This is a genomic window from Streptomyces sp. R-74717, from assembly GCF_047305335.1.
In the GTDB taxonomy this organism is placed as follows: Bacteria; Actinomycetota; Actinomycetes; order Streptomycetales; family Streptomycetaceae; genus Streptomyces; species Streptomyces atratus.
Window position 1 is genome coordinate 5,272,486 of the sequence record NZ_CP102361.1, and the last position, 18,461, is coordinate 5,290,946.

Sequence of the window (18,461 nt, forward strand, 5' to 3'; positions counted from 1 at the left end):
CGAGCCGGAATCCGGATGTAGCCCGACCGGTGCACTCGTCGACCGCCGCGGGCTGGTGCGGGTCCTCGGCCCGTGGCGGCCGGGAGATCGCTGGCCGGCACGGTCAGCGACGGCCGTACCGGCCGCTACGAGGCCCCGGAGGGACGTAGCGGACGGGTGCGGTTGCTCAGGTTGCGGTACTGCGCTGCTGTACCGCTGGCGGGCTGTCCGCCGAGCGCGACAGCGTCTTCCTTGCTTCCGGGCCCCTGTCGCGTGTTCCCCGTGACCGTCAGCCGACCGGCACGGTCATGGCACGGATCTCGCTGTACGGCGAGTAGTTCCCGGCCGCGTCATAGGTACGGGCCCGGTACTCATGGGTGCGCCCGTCGGCGGGCAGCGGGTCGCAGACGGTGGCCGTGGCGGAGGCGAGGCGCGGGTCGTAGGCCTGGTGCAGGACGACCGACCAGGTGTCCGTCCCCGCCTCGCGGCGCTCGATCTCGAAGCCGTTGAAGTCGCGGATCGGGGCCGGCGTGTTGTCGGTGGCGCTCGCCCGGATGCCGCTCGCGCAGGAGCCCAGGGTCAGGTCGGGGGCGTAGGCGGGGGCGATGCCGTCGGGGATGTTGAGCCAGAGCTCATTGGTGGCGGTGGCGCCGAGCGAGCTCGGGTTGTAGGTGGTGGTGCCGCCGTCGTTGGTGACGAGGACACGGTAGTGGCGGGTCTCGCCGTCGGCGGTGACGGGGCCGGTGGTCCAGGTGTTGCCCTTGGTGGTGCCGAGCGGGACCCAGACGTAGTAGCCCTCCACCTTGTCGTTGCTGAGGACCGTGTAGTGGTCGAAGTGCGGCTCGGTGTTGAGGGGCCACTTCAGGGTGACCTTGCCGGTCGCCTTGTCGTAGGTGCCGGTCAGGGAGGTGACGACGGGCAGTGGACGGACGATGGTGTCCGTGCTGCCCGACGAGGCGTTGCCCGCCTTGTCCTTGGCGCGAACCTCGTAGTAGTAGGGCGTGCGGTCGTCGGGGTTCACGCGGGGGTCGGTGTGGCTGCGGGCGGTGGTCGTGGTGACCGCCGTCCAGGTGCTGGAGCCGACGGGCCGCCGGTAGAGGGAGTAACTCGCCAGATCCATCTCCTTGTTGGCGGACCAGGAGACGGTCGTCCTGCGGGTCGTGGTGTTGTAGGCGGTCTTCACGCCGGTGGGGGCGAGTGGCTTCGTCTTGTCGTACGTGGCCGAAGTCCGGGGTGTGTACGTGTACGTGACCTTCGCGGCGCCGGTCCAGTTCACGTAGTCGACGCGGAGGGTGTGCTTGCCGGAGGGGACGGTGAGGTTGACGCTCTTGGAGCGGGCGGTGTCACCAGTGCCCTTCCACAGGTCGATCCTGCGGACGCCGTCCAGGTAGACGCGGACGCCGTCGGTGGCGGAGGCGGTGAACGTGAAGGGGCCGCCGGAGCCGAAGTCGCGGGTCACCGACCAGCGGACACCGAAGTTGTTCGACGGCACGCCGGAGACCGGGCTGCCGGACCAGCTCTGGCTGATGGTGCTGTCGCAGTCGGTCCTCGCCGGGGAGCCGGAGAACGAGGTGTTCTTGTAGAACGTCCGCTTGTAGACGTTGGTCGAGCAGGTGACGTCGCCGGCTGCCGCCTGCGGGGCGGCGACCAACAGGCTGCCGAGGACGACGGCGGACATGACACCACCGGCCCGGGCGGCGACGAGACTCTTCTGGTGCACGGGGACCTTTCGCGCTGTGCGGGTAGGACGTACAGCGCGAAGACTCGTGAGGTGGAAGGAAGGTTGCACCGCGCGCCCGATGACGTGAAGGGGCCCGGAGGCGATCGCGACGCTGCTGGTTGATTCGGACCTTGTTGCTTCGCCCCGTCGGCACTTGGCCGACTCGCTCCGCCCACCACTCGCGACGGGCGCGCAGGGTGTCGAGGTCGATCGGCGTGCCGGTCTGGGCGGGGTGAGCGCCGGCGACCTTGCGGGCGTGGCCGGGACCGGCAGAGCATCAGTCGGGGCGGCGGATGCCGATGTCAGGCGTGAATGTCAGCCTGTCCCTCGATGCGCACTCCGGCGGAGCGGTGGAGCGGGGTGGACGAGGCCGGACCTCGAGAGCTGCCAAGTGTCACATCGCAGGTCAACGTCGCTGTTGTGCGAGCGCCTCGATGGTTCCCACCACCGTGATCAACCGTCTGTGGCCGCCCGTAGCTCGTTCGGGCGCGCACCTCGTGCAGGCTTCAGTCCTGATGTCCAGGATTGACCTCACGATCTGTTTCCTCGTGAAGGTGAAAGAACATGCTGATGTACGTCGCATTGCTGAACTGGACCGATCAAGGGATCCGGAATTACAAGGACACCGCGAAGCGCTCCGAGGACTTCGGCGCAGCGGCACAGAAGCTCGGGGCGAAGCTGCTGAATCTCTACTGGACCGTCGGTCCGTACGACCTCGTGGCCGTCGTCGAGGCGCCCGACGACGAAACCGCTACCGCAGTACTCCTGCAGCTCGGCGGGGCGGGCAACGTCCGTACGACGACTCTGCGGGCCTTCGGTCGAGAAGAGATGGATCGCATCATCGGCAAGGCCGCCGGCTGACGACTTCCACTCACTGCAGGCGAAGACGTCTGGCGAGCTGGCTGAGCAGCCCGCCTCACAAGTCTGCTGGGGGTCCCCAGCCCACCACTCACCCCAGCCCACCACTCACCCCAGCTCTCCACGATCCGGCCGGCACTCGCGAACGGTGCGCAACCGCCGCCGACGCCCGTGTTGTCTGCCCAGATGAGATGCGCTCCGGCGGCAGGGTCGCGTACGCGGAGGTGCAAGCGCTCGCCGGGTGGGGCGGCGCCGGAGAGGCGTGGAACGACGCGTCCAGGGTCATGTGGCATTCCTCACAGCGAAAGCACAGGCAGTGAAAGCAACTGCACCCTTTCGTCTTTTCTGTCTGCCCCGGTGTTGTGGTGTTGGCCGGAACAGGTGAAGAACTCGTGACGGTCGACCGTTGCCCCGGCCATACGATCACCTCAAGTCGCATCTGCGCGTCCCATTCCGCTGCGACCCCTTCTTCTCTTTTCGGACCCCGAAGGGCTCTTGTGAAGATTCGCCGGATTCTTGCCACAGCTGTTGCCGCCGCAGTGACCACGCCTGCCCTCCTGCTGTCGGTTACCCCCGCGTTCGCCGACGACAAGCCGGCAGCGCAGACGCAGGAGAAGCCGTCCATCGCGGAGCTGGAAAAGGCCGCCGCCGCAGCGAAGGCGGCGTACGACGACGCCGTGGCGGCCGAGAGTGCCGCCCGCGCGGCTCTGGAAGCGCTCCTGTCCGACACCGCTCCCCTGGCCGTGGCGGCCAAGGCCGCCGAGGCCGCGGCGGCCTTGGCCGCCACCGCGAAGACCGACGCCGATCAGGCGGTCGTCGACGCCAAGGCGGCGGTCGACGCCCTCCCGGAGACGGCCACCGAGGAGGAGAAGACCGCCGCGGCGACGACTCTCACCAAGGCAGAAGCCGCCGCCGCAGCCGCCGGTGAGGCCAAGGTTGCCGCCGATGCCAAGGTCGTGGAAGCCCTGGACGCGCGTGACGACGAGCGGGTCGCCGCAGCCCGGACGCTGGACCGGGCGCAGAAGGCCACCAAGGCGGCGCTCGCTGACAAGACCGCCGCCGACGAGGCGCTGGCCAAGGCGAAGGAGGAAGCGGGTGAGGGCGGCGAGGACTGCGTCCCCGAGGCCAAGCTCACCACGGTCGTCACGGGTCTGCCGTCCACAGTCGTCGCCGGCACGAAGGTCGACTTCAATCTCCGGGTGACCAACGGCACCGACAAGACGATGGACGAGGTGCTTCCGTTCGCCTACGTCCACGCGACCGACAAGAGCGGGCTCAAGGACATCGACGACCTGGTGCACCTGCAGTGGTCGCCCGCCTCGTCCTCGACGTGGAAGACCGTCGACAACGAGCACTACATGGACGCCATCAGCCCGCTGAAGGCGGGCGCCCACGCCGACGTCAAGATGCGCCTCACGATCGACGCCTCGGCCCCCGCGGGCAACGGCATCACCTTCGTCGCCGGTGACTACTTCAACGACAACGGCACCTGCGGCGGGAACCCGGACCTCGAGGGCTACGAGTTCCTGATCGCTGCCGCGGGAAGCAAGCCCGGCAAGGTCGACGACGCCAAGCCCAGCACGACCAAGCCGAACACCTCGGACCTCAAGCCGCAGAGCGGCGCGTCGGCCAGTCCCGTGAGCGGCAGCCTCGCCGCCACGGGCTCGACCTCCGCGACGTCGCAGCTCGCCCTCGCGAGCGGCGCGGCCCTGGCGATCGGCGCGGGCGCGGTGTTCGTCGCACGCCGTCGCAAGGCCGGCTCCCACGTCTGACGCATGAGGCGGGGTGCGGACCAAGCACCCCGGCCCACGCGTTGACCGCCCAGCGGGCCCGACACCGAGCGGTGTCGGGCCCGCTGCGGTGACACGGTCGCCCCAGCGCGTAGCCACCTGCAGACCAACGCCTCGGCCGCCCTGTCGCGGTGAGTGGCGGCTGAAGCCTCAATCCGGCGCGTTGTGAGGACACTTATGGCACGCGAATGGCACGCGGACCATAAGAGGTCTAGACAACAAAGAAGCCCTGGGTCGCCGGCCTGGGGCTTTTTCATGGAGCGGGTGACGAGAATCGAACTCGCGCTCTGAGCTTGGGAATCACCGGCGCATGCGCAGTTGAAGTACCTCTGGCCCGCACGTTCGGCCTGGCGGTACGAGGCCGAAGCGGTCTCTGGGCGCCGTGCTTGACCGCTGTTGTCCGCTCCGAAGGGCACGGATGCTGCAGGGCGATCTGTCGCGAACCGCATTCTTGTCGAGTGGTCGGCCATCTGCGAGGCCATCAGTCCTCGTGCGGAGCCTCAAGCTCCTGAAGCCGTTCCCCGATGTCGTCCGCCCACGTCTGTGCCCACCGGATGGCGGCGCCGCGACAGGCGACTGTCGAGGCGGGGCGCGAAGCGCCCGACCGGAGAGGGGACCGCCGCGGTTCGCCCGGTTGGGTCACGGGGATCTGGCCCATGGTGATGGGAGCGCAAGCACAGCGCAATGCCGAGCATCAAGGCGCCTCCTGTCTGCTTGTTTCCATTCTGCTAAGTTTGCTCGCATTCCACTTGACGACCGACTTGGTTACCGAAAACACCGTTGAAGCGAGTAGGTGACCTCTTGAATCGCGCAGCATTTCTCCACGCTTGCCGCGTTTCGTCGGTGACGTGGGAGGATTCTTCCGCTGTTCTCCCAGGAGAAATTGAACGGGAACTGACTGATCGTTTTCGTGGTAGAGTTTCAATGAATTCACAGGACGCCACGAAAAAAGGGGAATGGCGTGAATACCGAGAAGGCTACGGCTCGACGTCTTACGGCCGAAGAGGTTTCGGAGTTGGGTCTCCAGGACGGAATCTTCGTCTCGGCAGAGATGGATGGCCTTCCTCTCGACTGCTATGCCCCGGCTTTCCTTACGGAGCCGGGTAAGAATTTTGAGGGAGGGTCCTTTACCGCGAAGACAATCTTCGGTGAGGAGATCCACGTTCTCCCGGACAGTGCCGAAGAGCGCGGGATCTGGGTTGCCGACAAGGCAGGGGAAGAAATCGAGGTTCTTCAGAGTGCTGGCGTCCTCCTGAATCTCGCCCTCTTCGTGCCCAACGGGAACAAGGAATCTCTGGAGTCGCTCTACTCCACCGCCCGGGACGCCTTCGGCGCGGGGATCGTTCAGCGCTGGAGCGAGGAAGTCGTCGCGGTGCCGGATGTCAAGGTCGACCTGTTCGAGGAGCCGGCCCGGGGGCGGAAGAACGCGAGCAGCCAGAACCGTGACCGCCGCGCCTTGGACATCTACCCGACCCGAGTGCGATTCCTGGAGCCCAGCGATGGCTGGAGGTTCATTGTCGAACCACACAAGGAGGTCGTCGATGACACACCGACGATCTGACCTGATGGCAGGTTAGCCTCGATCTTTCGCGGGAGCCCGTCAGCTTGCTGACGGGCTCTTCTTCGTTTGCCGGGGCGTGTGGGCAGGCCGCTGGCCGTCGGCGTCGGTGAAGCGCAACCAGGCGCCGAGGTCCGGCCGTTCCTCGCGGACGATCAGCCGCATGCCCTTCGGCCGGCCGGTCAGACAGTCTCCGTCGCGGATCTCGCCGCCGGGTTCGACAGCGGGCGTCCAGGCGGAGGGCGGGACTGTCGGCACGGACTGGTGAATCTGCTCGGTGATGGCCATGCCGACCGAGCAGGACAGCCATCGGCCCTGCTTCGCGAGCCATTCGACGAATGCGTGGGTGCCTCCGCCGGAATCCGTGCGGATCACCGTCTGCCGCCCTCGCCGGCACCTTTTCGAGGCCGTTGCGCCCCTTCATCTGTCGCGGGGCTCCTGCGTTTGTCGCCGGTCCCCTGCGGATTCGTCTGCGATCGGTAACAGGGGGATCTTGTGCGGGCGTTCGTATGTCTTCATGAGTGCACGGCATCGGCGGAGACAGCAAAGGGGCGGGCGGACATGGCAAGGCACAAGGGAAAGGGATGGCACGGCCGGCTTCTCGCGGCGGCGCTCGGGGTGACAGCGGTGGCCGCTGCCACCTCGGTGTGGACCGCGCAGGCCGACACCGCCGGAGGGCGGCAGCCGCAAGCGCGTGTCTCAGCGCCGGACGCCCGGCCCCAGGACGGGACCGTGGTCAAGGTGGCGGCGGACATCGCGCACGCCTCGGACCGCGGCGCCCGGGGCGTCAACATCACCATCGATGACGGACCCGACCCGGTCTGGACGCCGCAGGTGCTGCAACTGCTGAAGGACAACGGCGTGAAGGCTACGTTCTGCATGGTGGGCACGCAGGCCCAGGCGCACCCGGACCTGGTCAAGGCGGTCGTGGCAGCCGGGCACCGGCTGTGCAACCACACTGTCTCGCACGACACCACCATGGACACCCAGTCCGAGGCCTACCAGTCCCAGCAGATCCTGAATGCCGAACGCATGATCACCAAGGCGTCCGGAGGCGTCCGGCCGCAGTACTACCGGGCCCCGGGCGGTGCTTTCACCCCGTACAGCCGGCAGCTTGCCGCGTCCCGGGGGATGCGGCCGCTGGGCTGGAACGTCGACTCCAAAGACTTCGAGCGTCCCGGTGCGGACACCATGGTCGCCACCGTCAAGAGCGAGATCTCCAACGGGCCGACCGTCCTCTTCCACGACGCGGGAGGGGATCGCTCCCAGACCTTGGCTGCTCTGCGCGAGGTGCTGCCCTGGCTGAAGCAGCAGGGGTACTCCTTCGGCTTCCCCGTGCGGTGAGTGAGGCTCGCTCCAACGCCGCCGCCCCCCCATTTGCCGGTCGGTCTTAGGCCGGTCTGGACAACAAAGAAGCCCCGGGCCGCTGGCCTGGGGCTTTTTCATGGAGCGGGTGACGAGAATCGAACTCGCGCTCTGAGCTTGGGAAGCGACGGCGCTCGCGCGGCCTCCATAGCTCTGGCCTGTGCAGATGCCCCCCGGGGTGGTCGCGCGGGTCGGATCGCACTGCTGTTGAAATCTTGGTTGTCCGCTCTTACGGGCACGCTGTGGGCACGGGCGGCAGCGATGGTGTTCCAGGCCGGATCCGCTGCCCTGCACTGCGGCGCCATCCCACACCGCTGCCGTCTCGTCCGCACGGAACCCGTCGGCGTTCACCGCAGTCCTGTTCCACGGGGCTGCTCCAACCGGCACGATGATGCTCAGGTAACCACGCCCGAACGCAAAGACGGAGACAGGGGGATACCCGTGGTTGTGCCCATCGGGTCCGACGAGTGGCCCGCGCGCAGTCTGCTGGGGGTGCTGTCGCCCCCGGCGCGGCAGAGCCTGCTCGACCTGGGGACGGAGGTTCGGTTCGACGAAGGTGCCGTGCTGCTGAGAGAGGGGATGGACGACCAGCACGTACTGCTGCTCCTGTCCGGTTTCGCCAAGGTCACGGCCACGGTGGAGAACGGCGAGACCTCACTCCTCGCGGTCAGGGCAGCCGGGGACACCGTGGGCGAAATGGCGGCCATGAGCGGGGCTGCGCGCTCGGCGACGGTCACCGCCTGTGGTCCGCTGACCGCCCGGGTGTCGAAGGCCGGCGTACTGCGGGAGCTGTTGCTGAGCCGCCCCGAGGTCTCCATCGCCCTGACTGCCATGGTCGCCGACCGGCTGCGCTGGGCCAACCGGCGGCGGCTGGACTTCCGCGGCTATCCGGCAAAGGTGCGGCTGGCCCGGCTGTTGGTGGAACTTGCCGAGTCGTACGGTTCGTCGCGGGCCGACGGAGTGGTGATCGGCTGCCGGCTGACGCAGCCGGAGCTGGCCACGATGGTCGGCGCCGCCGAGACGACGATCCACAAGGTACTGCGTGACCTGCGCGACGAAGACCTGTTGGAGACCGGCTACCGCTCCACCACCATCCGGGACCTGCCCGAGCTCGAACGGCTCGTGGACCTGTCGGACAACTGGCGGACCTCGCTCACGAACGGCCGTAGCCGAGCCGACGTCAGAGAAGTGACGTCAGACCAGTAGCGGCAGCAGGGTCACGCTCAGCCCCGCGCTCACCCCCATGACGGCCGTGCAGACCATCGCACCCGCGAGCCAGCGGTACTTGCGTACCGCGACAAGGGCGAGGAACCGTACGGTGCGCGACAACTCCCGGCGATCCGCGGCCTCCTCGTCCGGTTGCGTGCCGTCGACGGGTGGCAGGATGTCGGGGCCCGACGCCAGGTGGACGAAGCTGTACCGATTGGCGGCCGGATCCCGCAGTACTCGGGGCATCAGCGACGCCGCCAGGCTCACCACACCACCGATCAGGCCGCACACGAACAGGGCCAGCAGCACACCGGCGAACACCCCGGCCGTGCCGCCCCGGTCCCAGACGAGCACAGCTCGGTGACTCCAGGCTCCCGCCGTGCCGGCCAGAGCCGCCTGCGCCGCCGCCAGGATGCCGGCCTTCGCGTCTGCGTGCTGGTGGGTCGTGTGCAGCGCAGTGAACATGTACTGCGCGGGGCGGCTCCCGGCGGACTGCCCGGTCGGTGCCATGGAGGTCTCCTCCGGTCTATGACGGCGTGTTCCGTCCAGTCCAGTAAGGGGCGATCACCGCGACCGGACCAGTCACTTCTGCGGATTCTCGGGACGACATCGGCCACCATGGGCCTCCTGAGCGGTCTCAGATCCCGGCATTCCGTGAAACCGCGCGGAACCACGTGGAAATACAGGGTCCTCACCGGGACTCGGATGTACGACTTCATTGCCGGCGCCCGCGAGGGGGAGCGGGCGCCGGTCTGCTGTGAAGCAACCACGACGGCTTGTCAGGGGTTTGAGTGAAGCGGCGGTATTCCCCCCCGAAGTGCGTGTACCGAGAGGTGTCATGGAGAGAGACGGTAAGGACGGGCCGGGCGGCGCGGGAGCCTTCGGGCGCAGACTGCTGCTGTCCGTCGACGCGAAGGGATACGGCGGCGCCGACACGTTGACGCAGCGCCAGTTCCAGGAGGCGATCACGCTGACGGTGAACGAGGCCGCCGGCGCCGCCAAGTTGAAGCGTGCGAAATGGAAGACACAGGAGGGCGGGGACTCGCTGTTCGCGGTCCTGCCCGAGAAGGCCTCCGAGCCGGCCCTGGTCGACGACTTCATGCGAAGTCTGGAAGCCGGTTTGCGGGCGTTCAACAGCAGCCGGGATCCGGGAACACTGCTGAGGCTCAGGGCAGCCGTCCACTTCGGTGAGACCTCGCCGGGCGCCAACGGCTTCGTCGGCCGTGCTCCGGTCGAGATCGGTCGCATCCGTGACTGCGCGGCCCTGCGCGCCGCCCTTGATCAGACGCCGGACGCCTGTCTGGCTGTCGGACTGTCGGCGACCGTCTTCCATGACGTCGTCAGGGGGAAGGCGTACACCACCATCGGGGACAACGAGTTCCTGGAGGTGCCCGTCAAGGAGAAGGAGTACCGGGGAGCGGCCTGGATCTGGCTGCCGGGCGCCGATGTGCGGCAGTTGAACTTGCGCTCTGCCGTACTGGAGGACGGGCAGCGCGACGCGAACGTAGTGCGGGGCAACCTGGACGTGGACGAAGTGGGGGAGGGGGTGTACGCGGCCGGAGTGCGCACGAACCGGACCACGGGCACCTTCGAGGGCACCGTCAAGGCGCATAGCGTGGGGCCCCACGCAACATTGATCGGGGTGGAACAGACAACCGCCGGAGACAAGCCGTGATCGCTGGCCGGCCGCGCCGCGCCTTCGAGGACGTGGTCAGGGCCCGCACGGGGGCGGACTTCGTCGACCGCGAGTGGCTGTACGACGAGATCGAGCGTGCCCTGACGCCGGAGGAGGGCCAGTACGTCCTGGTGACGGGCGAGCCGGGAGCAGGCAAGACCAGCCTGCTCGCCGGTATCGCGCGGGCCCATCCCGACCGGCTCCGCTACTTCTTCAGACGGGACAGCCGGACCGCGGTCACTGGCGGCGACACCGAGTCGTTCCTGCTGAGCATCGGACATCAGCTCGCACGGGTGCGTCCGGAACTCTTCGAACTGGAACGTCTCTCGGTCGTCGTTCAGCAGCACATCGACTCCGTACAGGCCGAGGGCCGGGTTATCGGGATCAAGATCGACGACCTGAAGGTCTCACCCTTCCACCGCACCGCCCTGGAGGTCGACCAGCGCTTCCGTGAAGTTGCGGGCGAGGTCAGCGGCGTCGAGATCGGCACGGCGCACCTGGAGCCCCGTCTCCTCGACCCCGACAACCTGGCCCACCTGGCGCTGATCGGGCCCGCGCAGGTGCTGGCCGAGCAGGATCCCGAGGCCAGGATCGTCATCCTGCTCGACGCGCTGGACGAGATTGCCGACGACCACACGACGGAGCCGAGGAAGGGGCTTCTGCACTGGCTGACCCGTTCCCCCGAACTGCCCGCCAACGTCAAAGTGATCACGACCTCCCGGCCGCACGCCGGGATCCGATTGTTCCGGTCGGCCCGGGAGGAACGGCTCACCGACGTGGTCATCGACGCCGGCTCACCCCAGGTCGTGGGCGACCTCCACACCTACGCGAACCTCGTCCTGGAACGGCCGGCCGTCCTCGCCGCCGAGCGAGCCAGGGGCAACCTTTCGGGCAGCACGAAGCGGCACGCCGTCCGCAGGGCCGCTGGAAACTTCCTGTACCTGGCCACCTACGCGCGGGCGCTGATCGACGCCGCCGAGGAACAAGACGACGAGATGGTCGACAGGCTGCTCGTCTTCAGCGGTGTACCGGGCCGTCTGCCGGGTCTGTACGGCTTCTTCGTGGAGTTGGTCCGCGAGGAACTCATGACAAGGCCGAGGGCCGGTACCGGTGAGCCTGCCGGCGGCTGGGAAGGAGTGGGCCTGCCGATCATCGGCGTACTGACCGTGGCGAGAGAGGCACTGACGGAAAAACAACTCACCGCCCTGTCCGGCACTCCTGTCCGACACGCACCCGCACAGAAGGTCCTCGCGAGCCTGCGCTGGCTCCTGGACCGTCGAAGCGACCGGTTCGCCTTCTTCCACACCTCCATCAACGAGTTCCTGGCCGGAGTGGAAGCCCGTGAGAAGCACCCGGAGTGCTGGGTCGACGAGACCAGATGGCACGAACGGATCGCTCTCCATTACCGAGGCACCGCGCCCAACTGGGCGGGCGTGGACTGGTCCCAGGTGGACCACTACGGGCTCACCTACCTCGTCACCCACATCCTGAAGTCCGGCCCGAGCGTCTCCGCCGAGGCCGCCGACCTGGTCTGCGCCGGTCTGCGGCGCGCCGTCAGCACCGAGTTCGGGGCCGAACGCCGATTTCTCGAACTCGTCGACAGCATCGCCCACCACATCGCCGACACCGCCCCCGTGGCCACCGGGCTGCCTGCGATGACGTACCTGGGCGTCGTCCGCCATCAGGCCGCCCAGTCCAGCAGCGCGCTGCCGCCGCGGGTGATCGGGCTGCTTGCGCGGATGGGACGGGTGAAGGAGGCCTTGGAGCATGCGAACGGGATCGGCCCGTCGCTGTGGCGGCTGATGGCCTTCGTGGAGATCCTGCGGTACGCGCGTCCTGGGCCCGACACGCCCTCGGGGGACGAACTGCTGGACCTGGTGGTCGAGTCCGCGCTGGCGGTTCCGCGCAGCGGTACCGGCGACAACCGCGACACATACGCGCGGAGAGCGACCGAGGTGGCCGCACGTCTGCTGGCCCCTCACGACCTCGAACGTGCCTTGCGGCTGTGGCAGCACGGACAGGAGACGGCGCCGCGAGCCAACGGCCCCGAAGAGGAGCCGGACGCCGTGTACCGCGCCGCCGCGGTCGCCGCCGCTGACAAGGACGTGGACAGGGCCCATGCACTCATCGGCAGCATCAGCGGTGAGCGCTGGGCGGACTACCTGGCTCTGGCCGAGCGCGCCGACCCCGAAAAGGCCGTCGAGTTGCTGTGGGAGGCCGAGGCAGCCTTGGAGAGCGTGGGCCCGGCAGGCCGTCTCCTGGGCCTGGCGAGGCTGGCCTCCGCATGGGCGACACGCGATCCTGACACCAGCCAGGCCGTCCTCGCCGAGGTGCGCGCACAGGTGTTCGTGGCTGGCGGCGAGCGAGAGCTCGCCGCACAACTGGCCAAGTCAGCAGGGGTGTTGGCGGATGTGGACCGGTCCACTGCTTGCCTTCTGCTCGCCCGCTTGGACACGGTCGTGGTCAACGGCCTTTCGGAGAGGGCCGTCTTCGACGGCGCGAGGCTCTGGACTCGTTGGGGGTCGCCCGAGCGCGCGCGGGCTCTCCTCGACCGGTGTCTGGGATGGACCCACAGCCCTTGGGCGAGGCTCGATGCCATGCAGGCTCTCGGGGAGTTGAACCGAGCGGAGGAACTGCGGCTCGTCGAACGTGTCCATGCGGCCATACCCGGGCCATCCGTCGATCCGCAGGCGAACACAGAGCGCAGCACACAGCGCGACGACGATCTGATCGACGTGGTACGGCGCATGGCCGAGTACGACCTGGCCAGGGCGGCGCAGATGGCCAGGGGCGTCCGGCGGACCGACTGGAGCGACCACTGGAGCGACGACTGGTCACGGGATGATGACGCCAGGGCCGAGAGCGAGGATGCGGCCCGGGAGGTGTATGGCCGAGACCGGTATTCGCTTCTCGCCGGTATCGCCCACCTCCATGTCGCCCGGGGCCAGGCGGCCCCGGCCGCCGCGATCCTGGAGGAACTGCTGCGGAGCGTGGCGCACCCCGAACCGCTCAGAGGGGGCGGTGGTGCCGGCGCGGTCTTGGCGAGTGCCATTCCCGAGGCGAGTGAGCCGTCCGCCAGAAACCAGGTGGAAGAGGTGAACCTCTCCGGATTGGTGCTCCTGATGAATGTCGACCAGCACTGGGCCACTCATGCGCGAAACCACTTGTTCCGTACACCGGCCGACGTGGTCCGCGCCGTCGAACTGGGCGCACCCGGCAGTACGGCCAGAGTCGTACGCCGGTTCGCGGGGCGGCTGGCGCACCGAGACCTCTCCTGGGCGAGTGCGCTCATCCACGCGATCGCTGACCCCGCCGAGCGCGCCATCGGTTTCGCCGAACTGCACCGGGCAGCCCACGGCCCCGACAGCAGCTATTCACGTCATGGCCCCGACGCGGAGGCCTTCTCAACGGAAATCGATCGAGCGCTCAGGGAACTGCCGCGCTACCGGTGGACCGTCGGCGCCACGCGGGAAATGGGTGACACATACGCATTGGCTTATGTCCGTCCCGACTACCGTGTCCGGTTCGAGCTGGCCGTGCGCGCCCTGGGGTGCCGAAAGCAAGACATGAGGGGAGTCGAGAACCTGCCTTACCTCGATGACGCCTATGGGCAATCCGTTCGCGCGTGGGCGTCCGCGGTGTACGCCAACGACATGATCGAGGGCAGGCGCTCCCATCCGACCTTCACGGAAATCCACCTGCTGAACCTCAGTCCCCCGCAGGACCTGAACCAGAGCAGCGCGCTGACCAAGAGCGCACTGGCCGCAGCCGCGTACCAGGAACACCGGATCGCCCGCGAGGTGCCCGGCTACCGCGCCCAGGCGCGGCGCGTACGCTTCGAGGACCCGGTCTACGCCGCGGCCGTGGACCTTGTGACCCCGGAGCCTGGCGCACCCCTCAGCCCCGCGTTCACGCGACGGGTACGGAAGATGCTGACCGACGGCCCGCTTCCGGCGGCGGCCGATCTGCTCGTCTTCGCCGCGGAGGCCAGGCCGGAACACGAGCGCGAACTCCTGGAACTGGGCGAAGAGGTCGTCGCGACAGCCGGCGACGGTTCCGCGATCGGGGCGGACGCACTGGCCACCCTGGCGGCCTCGCCGCTCCTCGGCGACCTGGTGGATCCTGTCGCACTCCTGCGCGAGGCCAGCCGCTGCACATTCAGCTGGCCCGGCGAGAACTGGATCCCCGGCGACGTGGTGGCCCGCCTGTTCCCCGTCCTGCTGGAGCGCGCACCGTCGGTCGCTCTGCGCAAGTTCTACGAAGTCACCTCAAAGAACTGGTCTTTCGCCATGTCGCTGCTGGAACACGCGCCGGACGCCGTAATCGAAGCACTCGACGCCGACGCGCCGGCCACCCTCGGCTCGGCCATCGCCCGTGGTCTCGCCTGTACGTCTGCGGAGGGCAGGGCGCCCGATGTCGTGGACGGCGTCCGGCTGGGGCAACTCGTCGCCACCGGTGGTTCGGACGGGAAGCAGGCGTCATGACGCATCCGGTCGTCACCGAGGCGGAGCAGGCGCACACGGACGTCCTGAACCTGTTCCGCAAAAGTACCGCCGGGAATCAGACCGGGCTGGCCGTGGTGTGCCGAGCGGCCCGGGACCGGCTCGCGGCGTTGCCGGTCCTGGACCCGGACGATCCGAGCACCTGGGCCGCGTACGAACTGATCACGGCGGACATGCAGACGCTGCTCGGCTATCTGCGCGAGGCCGATGTCCCGAGCAGTGAGCCGGAGCGGTTCCGTTCCTTGGTGATCCGCGTGCTCAGGTACCTCTACGCATCAGACAGGGCCGAGCCCGGTGCCCTCCTGGCGGAGATCGTCCACAGGGACTGGGAAACACGGATCGGGGAGTCGCACGCCCACACCATCGATGCCGCCGAACGACTCGCCGCTTGCTTGCACGCACGCGGCGACTCGGAACACGCCAGGCCGGTGTTCGAGAGGATTCTCCAGCTGCGGTCAAAGAAGTACGGTGACGACCATTCCGACACCCTCCTCGCTGCCTGCAACATGGGTGCCTGCCTCAACCGACTAAAGGACTTCCGCGCGGCGTTGCGACTGAACCGCGACACCGTTCAGCGATGCGAGCGACGGCTTGGCAAGGACAATCGGACGACGATCCTGGCCACGGGGAACCTTGCGGGCAGCCACTTCGGTCTCGGGGATCTGGAGCAGGCCCTGACGCTGTACCGGGACATTCATCAGCGGTACAGACGAGTGTCGGGCGACAACTCCCTGGTGACACTCGGCGCGGAGTCGAGCATCGCCATCACCCTGCAAAAAATCGGCGACTACGAGGCGGCACGCGCCGTCAACGCCGACCTGCTGCCGAGATACGAGAGAGCGGCAGGAAAGGACTACTCGGGCACCGAGAACACGCGCTCGCGTCTGGAGAGGAACCTCCGCGCGCTCGGGCGTGACAAGGAGGCGGATGAAGTACACGGCGGGATCCCGAAGTTTTTGCCGCCTCCCTGACGCACACAGGGACGCACACGGCCGGTCTGCCGGGAACCGGGCTTCCGGCAGACCGGCCCACTCCAGCCGGCTCCCGACGGGCGGCCCATGTGATCCGGCGGGTGACGGGGCCCACCCCTGAGAGGAGAATGCCAACGAGTCAGAGGCCGATGATGCGGACGTGGTCGCCGCAGAGTTTGATCATGTCATCGGTGTCGGAGGTCAGCAGCGCGACTGGCCGTGGCTGGCGCAGTGCCACTTCGGCGACGGTGGCGTCGATCGCGTACTTGTGGCCGTGCAGTCCGGCTCCTTTGAGGAGCTCGGCAGCAGCTTTTGCCGCTTGCTCGGTGACCGGTTCCACCTTGACTCGCGACAGCGCCCAGTTGAGGCGAGGAACCCGATTCCGACTACGTCGGCGTCTCGCGCCCGGTTCCCGCTGGCCTCCCTGTGACGTCCGCCGCCTCGATCCGGCTATGGCTCCGCTCATGAGATGTCGGACGCTTGTTATGCCCAGGTGCGTGAGCACAGCACGAGGCGGTAGCCGTCCGGGTCGGCGATCGTCACTCCATGCTCGTCCCAGTACGGGTTGTGTGCCGGGACCCGGGTACCGCCGGCCGCCGCGAGGCGGTCGATCAGGGCTTCGTCCACCGGCTTGCCGAGGTAGACCACGAACAGGTCGTCCACCGTTGGGGTCGGCTCCAGCGGGTGGTCCGGGTCATGCGTGAGCTCGAAATGCCAGGTGCCGCCGGTAGGGCCGAGCATCAGCAGGTCGTGCTCGCCCGGCACACGCTCGGTCGTCTGCCACAGGACGGTCAGCCCCAGGCCGTCCCTGTAGAAGCGTTCTGCGGCGGCGAGGTCCCGCGAGGGCCGGGCCACCCGGATCGGGGTCGTGGAGTCGATCACGCGGAACGCTCCAGCGCCGCGCGCCAGACAGCGCTGTCGACGTAGTGGTTGTCAAAACGCTCCGAGGACTCGGCGATCTCCTTCGGGTCCGCTTCGCCACGCATCACCCGGCCGAGCAGGCGCAGGTAGTCGAACCTGCCCACGCCGGGGGTGAAGACGAAGAGGACATCCGCTTCACAGCCCGGGGCAGCCGCGAAGGCGTGCGGGGTGTGGGGAGGCACCGCGAGGAAGTCGCCTTCCTTGAGGACGGTGACTTCCTCGCCCACCAGAACCTGCAGAGCTCCGCTGATCACGAAGAACAGTTCCGTTGCCCTGGTGTGGAAGTGGGCCGGCGCCCCTGTCGCGCCCTCGGCGAAGGTGGATCGGTAGCTCGTGATGCCGCCTGCCGTGCCGTCCGAGTCGGCCAGAAGAGTCATCACACTGCTCGGGTCGGCACAGGTTTCGGCATCTGCGTGGCGGGTCAGTAGCGCCGCCGGCGGAGTCTTGGACGCGGACATGGTGGGTGTCTCCTTGTTCATGATCATGATCCTAGGATTGTGAATGGCCGTCGTACGGGTCGTCTCCGGCGTCGGGCTGGAGACCGGGGCAGGGTGATTCAGGCGCCCATGGTGATCAGGGCCGCGATCGCTGGGCCGAAGGCGCCGCCGAGCTGGTAGCAGAGGTTGAACAGGCCGATCGCCGTGGGGCGCTGGGCGGTCGGCGCGGCCTGGGTGGCGAACACCGCGAGAGTCGCCTGGCCCGCACTCGTCGTGAAGACGGCCAGCGTCGCGACCAGCAGGAGCAGTGGCGCCCAGGGGGTCAGTACTGCGGTGAGCGGAGCCAGGGCTCCGGCCGTGAGCAGGATCGTCAGGACCCGCGGGCGGCTCATCCGGGCCGAGGCGGCGGCCAGCACCATGGAGAGCACCGACCCTGCGAGGAGGGCGACCAACTGGCCGGTGCCGATCGTGGAGGTCGACCAGCCGGTACGGTCCCGCAGCAGCTGCGGGACGGTGAACAGCAGCGTGAAGTACGAGGTCGCGAAGGTGCAGGCGAGTGCGGCGGAGAGAACGAACGCCCTGGTGCGCAGCAGCGATGCCGGGACGAAGCCTGTGGGGTTGGACCGGATGTGCAGGGCCAGCAGCGCGGCCATCACCAACGAGGCGGTCACAGCTGGGAGCGGGTAGCGCGGGATGAGTACCAGGGCCGTCGCCATCAGGGCCAGCAGGGCGGCGCCCCGGCCGTCGAAGGGGGAGCTCTGCTGCGGTGCGGACAGGTCGGCGTGGCGCATGACGGCCGGCAGGGCGAGGAGTGCGACCGCCCCGACGGCGAGGGACGCTCGCCAGGAGGCCGTGCTCGCGATCGCCGAGCCGAGCAGCGGCCCGATCGCGCCCAGCGTCCCGAAGCCTGCTGTGATCACGCCCATCCTGCGGACCGAGCCCGCCAGGCTCATCGCCGCTGTGACCAGGCCCGCGCCGCCCATCGCCTGGGCTGCCCGGCCCGTCATGGCCAGCGGCAGCCAAGGCGCCACGGCGACGACCGCGGTGCCGGCCACGATCAGGGCCGTGCTCAGCCGGAGCGTGCTGCCCAGCCCGCGGCGACGCTGCAGGCCCGCCATCAGCGGGGTGCCGACGGCGATGGCCCAGGCGAACGCCGTGACGAGCCAGGTCGCCGTGGCCGTACGGATACCGAGCGAGTCGGCCATGTCGGGGAGGATCAGGACCGGGCTGTTGGCGCTCGCGGCGAGCGGCGTGGCCAGCAACGCCAGCCATGCGATGGGGACATGGCGCGGTTCCCGCGCGGCAGCGGGGGCCGGTGTATGCGCGGTGGGGCGGGGGTGGGTTCGGTCGAGCAGCGGCATGGCGGGCTCCGGAAGGGTGAGGCGGTTGGCGCGGACGCTTCGCGAATGCGCCGAGGCGGTCGGGACAGTCCGAGGCTCCGACGGTCCGAGGCTCCGGTGGTCCGAGCAGTCAGGG

General features: G+C 68.5%; 13 protein-coding genes and 2 pseudogenes. 8 read left to right on the forward strand and 7 right to left on the reverse strand.

Annotated features, from left to right (window positions below; genetic code table 11):
- Window positions 1-268 precede the first annotated feature (268 nt).
- Window positions 269-1,699, reverse strand: a complete 1,431-nt coding sequence (locus tag NRF20_RS24095) for a PA14 domain-containing protein (protein ID WP_398628246.1) — start codon at window positions 1,697-1,699, stop codon at window positions 269-271.
- Between the two features lie 564 nt (window positions 1,700-2,263).
- Between NRF20_RS24095 and NRF20_RS24100 the strand changes: the two genes are divergently transcribed.
- The 3 genes from NRF20_RS24100 (at window position 2,264) to NRF20_RS24110 (ending at window position 5,908) form a co-directional block, all read left to right on the forward strand.
- A complete protein-coding gene (locus NRF20_RS24100; protein WP_398628245.1) occupies window positions 2,264-2,560 on the forward strand; it encodes a GYD domain-containing protein in 297 nt (98 codons plus the stop codon).
- A gap of 494 nt (window positions 2,561-3,054) precedes the next feature.
- Window positions 3,055-4,329, forward strand: a complete 1,275-nt coding sequence (locus tag NRF20_RS24105) for a peptidase (protein WP_413753259.1) — start codon at window positions 3,055-3,057, stop codon at window positions 4,327-4,329.
- A 979-nt stretch (window positions 4,330-5,308) separates the two neighbouring features.
- Window positions 5,309-5,908: a hypothetical protein gene (locus NRF20_RS24110; RefSeq protein ID WP_413753260.1), complete on the forward strand. Its 600-nt coding sequence runs from the start codon at window positions 5,309-5,311 to the stop codon at window positions 5,906-5,908.
- Between the two features lie 87 nt (window positions 5,909-5,995).
- On the opposite strand, the pseudogene NRF20_RS24115 reads toward NRF20_RS24110, so the two are convergent.
- A pseudogene (locus NRF20_RS24115) lies at window positions 5,996-6,319 on the reverse strand (IS1380 family transposase); the annotation flags it as partial.
- A 147-nt stretch (window positions 6,320-6,466) separates the two neighbouring features.
- Here NRF20_RS24115 and NRF20_RS24120 point away from each other — a divergent pair.
- Both NRF20_RS24120 and NRF20_RS24125 read left to right on the forward strand, forming a co-directional pair.
- On the forward strand, window positions 6,467-7,249 hold the full coding sequence (locus NRF20_RS24120) for a polysaccharide deacetylase family protein (RefSeq protein WP_398628241.1): 783 nt from the start codon (window positions 6,467-6,469) through the stop codon (window positions 7,247-7,249).
- Between the two features lie 462 nt (window positions 7,250-7,711).
- Window positions 7,712-8,476 carry a Crp/Fnr family transcriptional regulator gene (locus NRF20_RS24125; RefSeq protein WP_413753261.1) on the forward strand — a complete coding sequence of 255 codons (765 nt, stop codon included), beginning with the start codon at window positions 7,712-7,714 and terminating at the stop codon, window positions 8,474-8,476.
- Here the strand turns inward: NRF20_RS24125 and NRF20_RS24130 are convergent.
- On the reverse strand, window positions 8,465-8,989 hold the full coding sequence (locus NRF20_RS24130; protein WP_398628239.1) for a Pycsar system effector family protein: 525 nt from the start codon (window positions 8,987-8,989) through the stop codon (window positions 8,465-8,467). The genes NRF20_RS24125 and NRF20_RS24130 overlap by 12 nt on opposite strands.
- A gap of 328 nt (window positions 8,990-9,317) precedes the next feature.
- Here NRF20_RS24130 and NRF20_RS24135 point away from each other — a divergent pair, with 328 nt between their 5' ends.
- Genes NRF20_RS24135 through NRF20_RS24145 form a run of 3 tightly spaced genes read left to right on the forward strand, consistent with a single transcriptional unit; the run spans window position 9,318 to window position 15,627 of the window.
- On the forward strand, window positions 9,318-10,154 hold the full coding sequence (locus NRF20_RS24135) for a hypothetical protein (protein WP_398628238.1): 837 nt from the start codon (window positions 9,318-9,320) through the stop codon (window positions 10,152-10,154).
- Window positions 10,151-14,638: a hypothetical protein gene (locus NRF20_RS24140; protein WP_413753262.1), complete on the forward strand. Its 4,488-nt coding sequence runs from the start codon at window positions 10,151-10,153 to the stop codon at window positions 14,636-14,638. Before NRF20_RS24135 ends, NRF20_RS24140 begins: the two co-directional genes overlap by 4 nt.
- Window positions 14,635-15,627 carry a tetratricopeptide repeat protein gene (locus NRF20_RS24145; RefSeq protein ID WP_398628236.1) on the forward strand — a complete coding sequence of 331 codons (993 nt, stop codon included), beginning with the start codon at window positions 14,635-14,637 and terminating at the stop codon, window positions 15,625-15,627. Before NRF20_RS24140 ends, NRF20_RS24145 begins: the two co-directional genes overlap by 4 nt.
- Before the next feature lie 139 nt (window positions 15,628-15,766).
- Here NRF20_RS24145 and NRF20_RS24150 read toward each other — a convergent pair.
- The 4 genes and pseudogenes from NRF20_RS24150 to NRF20_RS24165 all read right to left on the reverse strand — a co-directional run.
- A pseudogene (locus tag NRF20_RS24150) lies at window positions 15,767-16,015 on the reverse strand (DNA-binding protein); the annotation flags it as partial.
- Window positions 16,016-16,110: 95 nt separating this feature from the next.
- Window positions 16,111-16,509 (reverse strand): VOC family protein, encoded by a 399-nt coding sequence (locus NRF20_RS24155; protein ID WP_189276855.1) that lies wholly within the window; start codon window positions 16,507-16,509, stop codon window positions 16,111-16,113.
- A complete protein-coding gene (locus NRF20_RS24160) occupies window positions 16,506-17,027 on the reverse strand; it encodes a cupin domain-containing protein (protein ID WP_266417270.1) in 522 nt (173 codons plus the stop codon). The genes NRF20_RS24155 and NRF20_RS24160 overlap by 4 nt, the downstream gene beginning before the upstream one ends.
- A 77-nt stretch (window positions 17,028-17,104) precedes the next feature.
- Complete coding sequence (locus NRF20_RS24165; protein WP_398628235.1) at window positions 17,105-18,346, reverse strand: MFS transporter; 1,242 nt, start codon at window positions 18,344-18,346, stop codon at window positions 17,105-17,107.
- Between the last annotated feature and the right edge of the window lie 115 nt (window positions 18,347-18,461).

What these genes read in the sequence shown, in the direction of transcription:
- NRF20_RS24160 (WP_266417270.1), bottom strand. Translation starts at nt 17,027, where the DNA reads ATGAACAAGGAGACACCCACCATGTCCGCGTCCAAGACTCCGCCGGCG.
- NRF20_RS24100 (WP_398628245.1), top strand. Translation starts at nt 2,264, where the DNA reads ATGCTGATGTACGTCGCATTGCTGAACTGGACCGATCAAGGGATCCGG.
- NRF20_RS24130 (WP_398628239.1), bottom strand. Translation starts at nt 8,989, where the DNA reads ATGGCACCGACCGGGCAGTCCGCCGGGAGCCGCCCCGCGCAGTACATG.
- NRF20_RS24145 (WP_398628236.1), top strand. Translation starts at nt 14,635, where the DNA reads ATGACGCATCCGGTCGTCACCGAGGCGGAGCAGGCGCACACGGACGTC.
- NRF20_RS24135 (WP_398628238.1), top strand. Translation starts at nt 9,318, where the DNA reads ATGGAGAGAGACGGTAAGGACGGGCCGGGCGGCGCGGGAGCCTTCGGG.
- NRF20_RS24165 (WP_398628235.1), bottom strand. Translation starts at nt 18,346, where the DNA reads ATGCCGCTGCTCGACCGAACCCACCCCCGCCCCACCGCGCATACACCG.
- NRF20_RS24120 (WP_398628241.1), top strand. Translation starts at nt 6,467, where the DNA reads ATGGCAAGGCACAAGGGAAAGGGATGGCACGGCCGGCTTCTCGCGGCG.